Annotated in this window: 8 protein-coding genes and 1 tRNA gene; 4 read left to right on the top strand and 5 right to left on the bottom strand. The window is 67.6% G+C overall.

What is annotated here, in order from left to right; translation table 11 throughout:
• Nucleotides 1-34: 34 nt before the first annotated feature.
• Nucleotides 35-781: a sulfite exporter TauE/SafE family protein gene (locus tag QRO93_RS18725; protein ID WP_285304316.1), complete on the bottom strand. Its 747-nt coding sequence runs from the start codon at nucleotides 779-781 to the stop codon at nucleotides 35-37.
• 99 nt (nucleotides 782-880) lie between these two features.
• Between QRO93_RS18725 and QRO93_RS18720 the strand changes: the two genes are divergently transcribed.
• Complete coding sequence (locus QRO93_RS18720) at nucleotides 881-1,780, top strand: LysR family transcriptional regulator (RefSeq protein WP_180878281.1); 900 nt, start codon at nucleotides 881-883, stop codon at nucleotides 1,778-1,780.
• 50 nt (nucleotides 1,781-1,830) lie between these two features.
• Nucleotides 1,831-1,917, top strand: a tRNA-Leu gene (locus QRO93_RS18715).
• A gap of 150 nt (nucleotides 1,918-2,067) precedes the next feature.
• Here the strand turns inward: QRO93_RS18715 and emrB are convergent.
• The 4 genes from emrB to emrR are packed head-to-tail and all read right to left on the bottom strand — an operon-like array spanning nucleotide 2,068 to nucleotide 6,791.
• Nucleotides 2,068-3,657 carry a multidrug efflux MFS transporter permease subunit EmrB gene (gene emrB, locus QRO93_RS18710; RefSeq protein ID WP_006427717.1) on the bottom strand — a complete coding sequence of 530 codons (1,590 nt, stop codon included), beginning with the start codon at nucleotides 3,655-3,657 and terminating at the stop codon, nucleotides 2,068-2,070.
• Between the two features lie 7 nt (nucleotides 3,658-3,664).
• Entirely contained in the window at nucleotides 3,665-4,846 is a 1,182-nt protein-coding gene (gene emrA, locus QRO93_RS18705; protein WP_180878280.1) for a multidrug efflux MFS transporter periplasmic adaptor subunit EmrA, read from the bottom strand.
• Between the two features lie 11 nt (nucleotides 4,847-4,857).
• Entirely contained in the window at nucleotides 4,858-6,351 is a 1,494-nt protein-coding gene (emrC, locus tag QRO93_RS18700) for a multidrug efflux transporter outer membrane subunit EmrC (RefSeq protein WP_180878279.1), read from the bottom strand.
• Entirely contained in the window at nucleotides 6,348-6,791 is a 444-nt protein-coding gene (gene emrR / locus QRO93_RS18695; RefSeq protein ID WP_005408766.1) for a multidrug efflux system transcriptional regulator EmrR, read from the bottom strand. Before emrR ends, emrC begins: the two co-directional genes overlap by 4 nt.
• 172 nt (nucleotides 6,792-6,963) lie before the next feature.
• On the opposite strand from emrR, the gene QRO93_RS18690 reads away from it, so the two are divergent.
• Together QRO93_RS18690 and parC are read left to right on the top strand one after the other, a co-directional pair.
• On the top strand, nucleotides 6,964-7,845 hold the full coding sequence (locus tag QRO93_RS18690; RefSeq protein WP_180878278.1) for an AraC family transcriptional regulator: 882 nt from the start codon (nucleotides 6,964-6,966) through the stop codon (nucleotides 7,843-7,845).
• Between the two features lie 60 nt (nucleotides 7,846-7,905).
• Complete coding sequence (gene parC, locus QRO93_RS18685) at nucleotides 7,906-10,149, top strand: DNA topoisomerase IV subunit A (RefSeq protein WP_053449228.1); 2,244 nt, start codon at nucleotides 7,906-7,908, stop codon at nucleotides 10,147-10,149.
• Nucleotides 10,150-10,186: the final 37 nt, after the last annotated feature.

Genomic DNA, 10,186 nt, shown 5'->3' with positions numbered 1-10,186 from the left:
GGCTCGACTCTACAAGATCCGGGCACGAACGCCTTCAGAAAAACGGCCGCAGCACCAGCTCCAGCCCGAGCAGCAGCAGGAACCCGAGGAAGCAGGCGCGGAACACCCGCGCACTGATCCGCTGCCGGATCAGCTGCCCCAGCCACATTCCCAGCAGCGCGGGTATCACCGCCAGCGCGCTCAGGCCCAGTTGCTGGATACCGAACGCGCCGTGCAGCACCAGGCCGGTGGTCAGCGAAATCGTCGACACCGTAAACGCCAGCCCCAGCGCCTGCACCAGTTCTTCGCGCTGCAATCCCAGCGACTGCAGGTACGGCACCGCCGGCATCACGAACACACCCGTCGCACCGGTCACCACGCCCGACAGCGCCCCCACCAGCGGCCCCAGCCAACGCTCGCACTGCTGCGGCACGCGGAACACCGAGGCCAGCAGCGCATACGCCGCGTAGACCACCAGCGCCACGCCAAGTGCCATGCGCGACCAGGTGCGATCGACCCTCACCAACAGCGCGGCCGCGCCCAGCGTCACCACCACCACCGCCAGCATCATCGGCCACAGCCGCCGCACGATGGGGCCCAGTGACGGCCCGGACACCAGCTGCCATGCATTGGTGACGAAGGTCGGAATGAACAGCATCGACGCCGCTGCTACCGGGGACAGCGCGCCACCGAGCAGGCCCATGGCCACCGTCGGCAGGCCCATCCCGGTCACGCCCTTGACCACGCCGGCCAGCACGAACACCACCACCAGCAACACGTAGAAGTACATCGATTCATTCATGCCTTCATTGGATCGGGCCACCGCCCGGCGCACAATGCGGTCTTCCCGGCCTCGCCTTCGGCTGATCCGAAGGCTCGGGCGTTGCAATGAGGGCACGACATGCGGATGGACATCGCCGACCTGCGGCTGTTCCTGGCCATCGCCGAAGCCGGCAGCATCACGGCCGGCGCAGCGCAGGCGAACCTGGCGCTCGGCTCGGCCAGTGAACGCCTGCGCACGATCGAAGCCGACGCCGGTACGGCATTGTTGAACCGGCACCCGCGCGGAGTCAGCCTGACCGAGGCCGGCGCTGCCCTCGCCCACCATGCCCGCCTGATCCTGCGGCAGCAGGCGCAGCTGCGCGGCGAGCTGCAGGCGTTCGCGCATGGCGCGCGCGGCACCCTGCACCTGTATGCCAACACCGCGGCGCTGACCAACTACCTGCCTGCGCGGCTCGCACCGTGGCTGGCCGAACGCCCGCGCCTGCATGTCGAACTGCTGGAACGGACCAGTCCTGAAGTCGTGCGTGCGATCAGTACCGGCCAGGCCGAGGCCGGCATCATCAGCGACGCGGTCGATGCCGCCGGCCTGCAGCAGCATGTGGTGGCCGAAGATCCGCTGGTGATGCTGCTGGCCGCAGACCACCGCCTCGCATCGCGGCGCAGCGTGGCCTTCGCCGATGTGGCCGGCGAGACCTTCGTTGCGCTGGCCGATGGCAATGCACTGCAGACCTACATTGAAGACCAGGCGCGCGACATCGGGCGCCGCCTGGACGTGCGTATCCGCATGAAGACCTTCGAAGGCGTGTGCATCATGGTCGGCCACGGCATCGGGGTCGGCATCGTGCCGCGTACCATCGCCCGCCAGCATCGGCGCAGCACGCACACTGTCGCGGTACCGCTTGCCGATGCGTGGGCTCAACGTCGCCTGTGCGCCTGTTTTGCCGAGTGGACGCAGCTGTCGCCGGCGATGCGCAGCCTGCTGCATCACCTGGGCGTGCAGCCGCAGAAAAAAGCGTGAAATCTTGTTGACACATCTTCTGCCGTTCCCCATAATTCGTCCCCTGAGTCGCCCAGGTGGCGGAATTGGTAGACGCACTAGCTTCAGGTGCTAGCGGGGGCAACTTCGTGGAGGTTCGAGTCCTCTCCTGGGCACCATGACTCAGAAAATGATCAAACCCGCGCAAGCGGGTTTTTTCATGCCCGTCATCCGGGCACATCCGCGCGACGCGTGCATGCATCGCGATGAGGCCGCAAACAAAAACCCCGCCTTGCGGCGGGGTCTTGTTCTTCATCAACACCGGTCGGTCAATGCCCGCCACCGGCCGAGGCAGCACCTGCACCGGCGCCGAACGGCGGCTTGGCCAGCCACAGGAAGGCAATGATCGCCAGGAAGATCCAACCCAGCAGGAAGAAGATGTCGTTGAAGCCCATCTGCGATGCCTGGTGGTTGATCATGTTGTTCAGCACCGCCGCGCCATGCTGCAGGTCACCCTGCCCCATTGCCGCCACCTGGTCCTGCATGCCCGGCTGATAGGCCGAGATGTGCTCGGTCAGGTCGGCATGGTGCACCTGGGTGCGCCGCGCCCACAGCCACGTCGTCAGCGACGCCGCAAAGCTGCCACCCAGCGTACGCAGGAACGTCGCCAGGCCCGAGCCTGCCGCGATCTCGCGACCATCCAGGTCCGACAACAGGATCTGCAGCACCGGCATGAAGAACAGCGCCACACCAATGCCCATGATCAGCTGCACGCCGGCCACGTGCATGTAGTCCACCTGCAGGTTGAAGTTCGAACGCAGGAAGCTGGTCATCGACAGCACGATGAAGGCCACCGTGGCCAGCATGCGCATGTCGAAGCGCGATGCGTACTTGCCCACGAACGGGGTCATGATCACCGGCAGGATGCCGATCGGCGCGGTCGCCAGGCCCGCCCAGATCGCGGTGTAACCCATGTCACGCTGCAGCCACTGCGGGATCAGCAGGGCCACGCTGAAGAACGCCGCATAGGCCACCACCATCGCCAGCGTACCGGCGCGGAAGTTGCGATGGCGGAACAGCTTCAGGTCGACGATCGGATCCTTGTCGGTCAGCTCCCAGATCAGGAACACCGTCAGTGCCACCACGGCCACGCAGGCCAGCACCACGATCTTCATCGACGAGAACCAGTCCTCGTCGTTACCCAGGTCGAGCACCAGCTGCAGCGCGCCAACACCGATCACCAGGGTGATCAGTCCGACGTAATCCATCTTCGGCTTCTCGATCTGCTCCGGGCGCCCCTTCAGCTGGTTGCCCACCACCAGCGCGGCGAAGATGCCCAACGGCACGTTGATCAGGAAGATCCATTCCCAGCTGTAGTTGTCGGTGATCCAGCCACCGAGGATGGGGCCGCAGATCGGCGCCACCACGGTGATCATCGCCAGCAGCGCCAGCGCCTGCCCGCGTTTCTCGCGGGGATAGATCGAGACCAGCAGTGACTGCGTGATCGGATACATCGGGCCGGCCACGAAGCCCTGCAGCGCGCGTGATACCACCAGCATGCCCATGCTCTGCGCCAGGCCGCACAGCAGCGAGGTGATGACGAAGGCCAGCGTGGCCCAGACGAACAGCTTGCGCTCTCCGAAGCGGCGGCTGAGCCAGCCGGTCAGCGGCAGCGCGATGGCCGTGCTGACCGCGAACGAGGTGATGACCCAGGTCGCCTGCTGCGAACTGGCACCGAGATTACCGGCGATGGTCGGCAGCGAGACGTTGGCGATGGTGGTGTCGAGCACCTGCATGAACGACGCCATCGCCAGGCCCACGGTGCACAGGGCGACGCTGGGCGGCAGGAACCCGGAGGCCGCACCCGGCGCCGCCGGGGCGCCCGGAGCACCGGGCGCGGCTGGAGCTTGTGCGGACATGGCGACCTCAGCCCACCTTCGCCTGCTGCTGCGGCAGGTTGCCCTGGATGATCGTGTGGATCACCTCATCGGCATCATGCAGCTGCTTGGCATACACATCGGTGTCGAACACTGTGCCCTTGGCCGCCGCGCTCGGCAGCACTTCGCCCTTCTGGTCGCGCAGACTCACTTCGGCCTTCATCGACAGGCCGATGCGCAGCGGGTGCTCGGCCAGCTGCTTGGCATCGATGGCGATGCGCACCGGCACGCGCTGCACGATCTTGATCCAGTTGCCGCTGGCGTTCTGCGCCGGCAGCAGCGAGAACGCCGAGCCGGTGCCCAGGCCCAGGCTCTGGATGCGGCCCTTGTACTTCACGTCACCGGCGTACAGGTCGGACTTCAGCTCCACTTCCTGGCCCAGGCGCATGTGGCGCAGCTGGGTTTCCTTGAAGTTGGCCTCGACCCACATCTGCTCGGTCGGCACCACGGCCATCAGGGCATTGCCCGGCTGCACGCGCTGGCCGACCTGCACCGAACGCCGGGCAACGTAGCCGGTGACCGGCGCGACGATGCCGGCGCGGGCATTGTTGAGGAAGGCCTGGCGCAGCTGCGCGGCCGCCGCCTGCACGTCCGGCTGGGTGGCGATCACGGTGTCGTCGACCAGCGCGCGGTTGCGCTCGACGGTCTCGCGCGAACCGGCCACGGCCGCTTCGGCAGCGGCCAGCTCATCGCGGGCATGGGCCAGTTCTTCGTTGGAGATGGCACCGGTGGCGGCCAGGTCCTTGCGGCGGGCGAAGTCGTCACGCACGCGCTTCAGGGTCACCTGGCGGGCATTCAGGTCTGCCTGCGCGCCTTCCACGCTGCGGTACAGACCGCGGGTCTGGCGCACCGTCTTGGCCAGGTTGGCTTCGGCCTGCTGCAGCGCCACCGAGGTGTCGGACGGATCCAGCTGCACCAGCAGCTGGCCGCGCTCGACGCGCATGCCGTCATCGGCGTTGATGGCGACCACGGTACCGGCCACCAGCGGGGTGATCTGCACCTGGTTGCCCTGCACGTAGGCATCGTCGGTCTCTTCGAACCAACGACCGAACATGAAGTACCACAGCGCCAGTGCGGCAAGCAGCAGCACGACGATCACGAACAGGCCGCGCAGCAGGTTGCCGCGGCGGTTGGAGGCGGCCGGGGCCGCGGTGTCTTGGGTCTGGCTCATGGCGGAGGTCTTCAGGAATGCGAGGAATCGGAATGGGAGGCAATCGGGGCGCGGTCGGCATCAGCGGGCTGGAAACCACCGCCCAAGGCCTTGCTCAGGCGCACCGAGGTCTGCACCTGCTGCGACTGCAGGCCGGCCAGCTGCTGCTGCGATTGCAGCAGGGTGGACTGCGCGGTCAGCACGTCCAGGTAGCTGCCGATGCCGGCGCGGTAGCGCTGCTGGGCCAGGTCGAAGGCCGAACGTGCGGTGTCCACGGCCTGCTGCTGCGCGTGCGCCTGCTGTGCCAGCGAACGCACCGCATTGACCTGGTCGGCGACGTCGCGCAGCGCGTCGAGCACGGCCTGGTTGTAGTTGGCCACCGCCAGGTCGTACTGCGCGTCGGTGTTGGCCAGGTTGGCGCGCAGCTTGCCGCCTTCGAAGATCGGCAGGCTCAGCGCCGGGCCGATGTAAGCGAAGGTGGAACTGCTCTTCAGCAGATCGCCCACGTTCGGGGCGACCACGCCGGCCAGCGCGGTCAGGTTGAAGCTCGGGTAGAACTTGGTCCTGGCGACTTTGATCTGCTTGTCGGCCGCTTCCACGCGCCAGCGCGCAGCCACGATATCCGGGCGACGGCCAAGCAGTTCGCTCGGCAGCACACCCGGCAGCTGCAACGCCATCGGGTTCAGCGGCTGCGGGCGCTGGATCGACAGGCCCCGGTCCGGGCCCTTGCCGACCAGCGCGGCCAGCGCGGTGCGGGCAGCGTCGATGCGCTGCTGCGCGGCCAGCACCTGCTGCTGCGCGGCCGGCACGCGGGCCTCGGCCTGGCGCACCTGCAGGTCACTGTCGATGCCGGCGCTGCGGCGCTGGCGGGTCAGCTGAAGCGACTTCTGCGAGCGGGTCAGTTCTTCCTCGGCCACGTCATTGAGCTGCCAGGCGTAGGCCAGGTCGGTGTAGGCCTGGGCGATGCCGGTGGACAGGTTCAGGCGTGCCGCCTGGGCTTCGACCGTGGCGGCATGCGCGCCATCCACGGCCGCTTCCCAGGCCGCGCGCTTGCCGCCCCACAGGTCCACGCCGTAGCTGAAGTCGAAGGCAACCTGGCTGCTGCCGCCGTAGCGGCCGCCCATCTCGCTGCCGACCATCGATTCGGGCAGGCGCAGGCCGGTGTAGCCACCGGAAACCGACAGGCTGGGCAGCTGATCGGCTCGTGCGGTGCCGACCTGGGCCTGGGCCTGGCGCAGGCGTGCATCGGCGGCGTCCAGGCTCGGGTGGCCGGCGAGGCCTTCAGCGACCAGCGCGTCCAGCTGCGCGTCGCCCAGTGCCTTCCACCAGTCCTGCGCCGGGAAACCGGTGGCGCTCAGGTCGGTGTCGGCCAGGGTGCGTTCGCTGTGCAGGCTGTCCACCTCAAGCACGTGGCCCTGCGGGGTGAGGCCGCGGCTGCTGGCGCAGGCGGCCAGGGCCAGGGCCAGCGCTGACACCAGCAGCGCGCGCCCGGACCGGCGGAGAGTGGGATGCGGGATCGGGTTCATGGGGTCGTCAGTGAATCGCGGATTCGGGTAAGGAGGGACAGCAGCAGCGTGCGCTCATCGGCGGAAAGATCACGCAGCGCGTAATCCATCACCGCGTCGCCGCGCAGCTTCAGCCGCGCCCACAGCGCGCGGCCTTCGTCGGTCAGCACGATCTGCAGTGCACGCCGGTCCTGCGCATGCGGCTCGCGGCGGACGCAGCCCAGCGCTTCCAGCTTGTCCAGCAGGCGAGTGACCGCACTGGGCACCTGGTCGATGGCCTGGGCCAGTTCGTTGGCGGTACAGGGGGCCATGTGCGAAAGCACCTTCAGCCCGATGTAGTGGGTGAAGCCGATGCCCAGATCTTCTTCAGCCATGGACGCGTCGAGTTGGCGGACCAGGCCGTCGCGCACCTGGCGCAGCAGCAGGCCGAAGCTGGGGGGAGTGGTTGCAGGACAGATCATGGGGGAGCATTCTCTTCCAAAAAAAATATTTCTCAATGGAAATATTCGATCTGGCATCGAATGCTGTGTTGCAGCAGCGGGCTCGATCAGTGAAGGCGCCTACCTTAATGATCTGGTCAGGTGGCCCGGTAGTACAATCCAGCCAATGGATGACACATTTCAGCCAGCGGATATGATGAACAAGGCAGAAATCCCCCCTCCCAAGCGCCTGCTGCGTGACGACGCGCTGGACTGGTTCGAGCGCAACGATGGCCCACCGGTCGTCGCCTTCCGCTTCGACAGCCCGCAGGGCCTGGTCCGCGAAGTGGACTGGCACCATCACCAGCGCGCGCAGCTGATCTGTGTCGAGCGCGGCCTGCTGACCACCCGCACCTCGCACGGCACCTGGTCACTGGCGCCGGGTTCGGCCGGCTGGATGCCGCCGCTGGAGCCACATACGGTCACCCTCGACGGGCCGTTGCGCGGCTGGGGCATGGCCCTGGCGGCGCCTGCCTGCTCCACCCTGCCCTCCGATCCGTGCGTGCTGGGCCTGTCCAAGCTGGCGCAGGCGCTGGCCGATCGCATCTGCGAATGGCCGTTGGGTTATGCCACCACGCCCGAGCGCCAGCACATCATCGACGTGCTGCTGGACGAGATCCGCACCGCCCCGCGCCAGCGCATGCACCTGCCGATGCCGCATGACCGGCGCCTGCTGAAGATCGCCTCGCAGCTGCTGGCCGACCCGTCCGACGAGCGCAGCCTGGCCGAATGGGCGCACTGGGCCGGGCTTTCCCCGCGCAGCCTGACCCGCCACTTCCGCGACGAGACCACCCTCAGCTTCGCCCAGTGGCGGCAGCAGGCCCGCCTGTCCGAGGCCCTGCGCCAACTGACCGACGGCCGCAGCGTGGCCGATATCGCCCATGCGCTGGGCTTCAGCAGCGCCAGCGCCTTCGTCACCGTGTTCCGCCGCCACTTCGGGCTGCCACCCGGGCGCTACCTGGCACGCGCCGGGCATGGCCTGGAAACCGGGCTGGACCCTGCGCGCGGCTTGGCATCCCCCGCCGCATCCGGATAATCACAGGATTGCGAGCGGCGACCGCCGTCGCCGCCTCCCGACAACAGGTAACAACGCCGCATGACCGAACTTGCCCGCCCCGTGTTCCACGGATTCGAACAACTGCCGCTGCGCGAGTACGCCGAGCGCGCCTACCTCGACTACTCGATGTACGTGGTCCTGGACCGCGCTCTGCCGTTCATCGGCGACGGCCTGAAGCCGGTGCAGCGCCGCATCATCTATTCGATGAGCGAGCTGGGCCTGAATGCCGCGTCCAAGCCGAAGAAGTCCGCGCGCACCGTCGGTGACGTCATCGGTAAATACCACCCGCACGGCGACAGCGCGTGCTACGAAGCGCTGGTGCTGATGGCCCAGCCGTTCTCGTACCGCTATCCGCTGATCGAGGGCCAGGGCAACTTCGGCTCCAGCGACGACCCGAAGTCGTTCGCGGCGATGCGTTACACCGAATCCAAGCTGACCCCGATCGCCGAAGTGCTGCTGGGCGAACTGGGCCAGGGCACCACCGACTGGGCGCCGAACTTCGACGGCACCCTGCAGGAACCGACCTGGATGCCGGCGCGGCTGCCGCACCTGCTGCTCAACGGCACCACCGGCATCGCCGTGGGCATGGCCACCGACGTGCCGCCGCACAATCTCAACGAGATCGTCAGCGCGCTGCTGCACCTGCTGGACAACCCCGAGGCCAGCGTGCGCGACCTGTGCGAACACGTGCAGGGCCCGGACTACCCGTCCAGCGCCGAGATCATCACCGCGGCCAGCGATCTGCGGAACATGTACGAGACCGGCAACGGCAGCGTGCGTGCGCGTGCGACCTTCACCAAGGAAGCCAACAACATCGTGGTCACGGCGCTGCCGTTCCAGGTGTCGCCGTCGAAGGTGATCGAGCAGATCGCCGCGCAGATGCGCGCCAAGAAGCTGCCGTGGCTGGAAGACATCCGCGATGAGTCCGACCACGCCAACCCGGTGCGGGTGGTGCTGGTGCCGCGCTCCAACCGCGTCGACGCCGAACAGCTGATGGGCCACCTGTTCGCGACCACGGACATGGAGCGCAGCTACCGCGTCAACCTCAACGTGATCGGGCTGGACGGCCGTCCTCAGGTGAAGAACCTGAAGATGCTGCTCAGCGAATGGCTGACCTTCCGCAGCAATACCGTCACCCGCCGCCTGCAGCACCGCCTGCAGAAGGTCGAGCGCCGCCTGCACCTGTTGGAAGGTCTGCTGGTCGCGTTCCTCAACCTGGACGAGGTGATCCACATCATCCGTACCGAGGACGAACCGAAGGCAGCGCTGATCGCGCGCTTCGGCCTGTCCGACGACCAGGCCGAGTACATCCTGGAAACCAAGCTGAAGCAGCTGGCGCGCCTGGAAGAGATGAAGATCCGCGGCGAGCAGGACGAGCTGGCCAAGGAGCGCGAGAAGATCCTCGGCATCCTCGACAGCAAGGCCAAGCTGAAGAAGCTGATCCGCGACGAACTGACCGCCGATGCCAAGAAGTTCGGCGACGCACGCCGTTCGCCGCTGGTGCAGCGCCAGGCCGCGCAGGCCATCGACGAGACCGAGCTGGTGCCGAGCGAGCCGATGACCGTCGTGCTGTCGGAGAAGGGCTGGATCCGTGCCGCCAAGGGCCACGACGTCGATGCGTCCGCCCTGTCCTACCGCGATGGCGACGCCCTGCAGGGCGCGGTGCGCGCGCGCAGTACCCAGCAGGTCGCGTTCCTCGACAGCGAGGGCCGCGCCTACTCGACGCCGGTGCATACCCTGCCGTCCGCTCGCGGCAACGGTGAACCGCTGACCGGCCGCTTCTCGCCGGCGCCGGGCACCAGCTTCGTCACCCTGGCCAGCGCCGAACCGGACACCCGCTTCGTGCTGGCCTCCAGCCATGGCTACGGCTTCGTCACCCGCTTCGAGAACCTGATCGGCCGCAACAAGGCCGGCAAGGCGATGCTGAACCTGTCGGCCGGCTCGTCGGTGCTGATCCCTTCGGTGGTTGCCAACGTCGCCACTGATCGCATCGTGGCGGTGACCAGCTCGGGCAACCTGCTGGCGATCGCCGCCAACGACCTGCCGGAACTGGACAAGGGCAAGGGCAACAAGATCATCGAGATCCCCAAGGCCAAGCTCGCCACCGAACGCGTGGTCGCCATCGTGGCGATCAGCCCGGGGCAGACCCTGCAGGTGCGCAGCGGCCAGCGCACCATGGGCCTGAAGTTCAACGAGCTGGACGCCTACCTCGGCGCCCGCGCCACCCGCGGCCACCTGTTGCCACGTGGCTGGCAGAAGGTGGAAGGGCTGTCGGTGGAGTGACCGGTAGTGCCGGCCGCTGGCCGGCAACTGCTGAATG

Source organism: Stenotrophomonas maltophilia group sp. Smal17, assembly GCF_030237045.1.
GTDB classification, from domain to species: Bacteria; Pseudomonadota; Gammaproteobacteria; order Xanthomonadales; family Xanthomonadaceae; genus Stenotrophomonas; species Stenotrophomonas forensis.
This window is presented reverse-complemented; position numbering and strand designations above follow the sequence as displayed.

Bases quoted from the DNA above. Each gene is read 5' to 3' on its own strand.
- QRO93_RS18725 (WP_285304316.1), bottom strand. From the start codon at position 781: ATGAATGAATCGATGTACTTCTACGTGTTGCTGGTGGTGGTGTTCGTG.
- QRO93_RS18720 (WP_180878281.1), top strand. From the start codon at position 881: ATGCGGATGGACATCGCCGACCTGCGGCTGTTCCTGGCCATCGCCGAA.
- emrB (WP_006427717.1), bottom strand. From the start codon at position 3,657: ATGTCCGCACAAGCTCCAGCCGCGCCCGGTGCTCCGGGCGCCCCGGCG.
- emrA (WP_180878280.1), bottom strand. From the start codon at position 4,846: ATGAGCCAGACCCAAGACACCGCGGCCCCGGCCGCCTCCAACCGCCGC.
- emrC (WP_180878279.1), bottom strand. From the start codon at position 6,351: ATGAACCCGATCCCGCATCCCACTCTCCGCCGGTCCGGGCGCGCGCTG.
- emrR (WP_005408766.1), bottom strand. From the start codon at position 6,791: ATGATCTGTCCTGCAACCACTCCCCCCAGCTTCGGCCTGCTGCTGCGC.
- QRO93_RS18690 (WP_180878278.1), top strand. From the start codon at position 6,964: ATGATGAACAAGGCAGAAATCCCCCCTCCCAAGCGCCTGCTGCGTGAC.
- parC (WP_053449228.1), top strand. From the start codon at position 7,906: ATGACCGAACTTGCCCGCCCCGTGTTCCACGGATTCGAACAACTGCCG.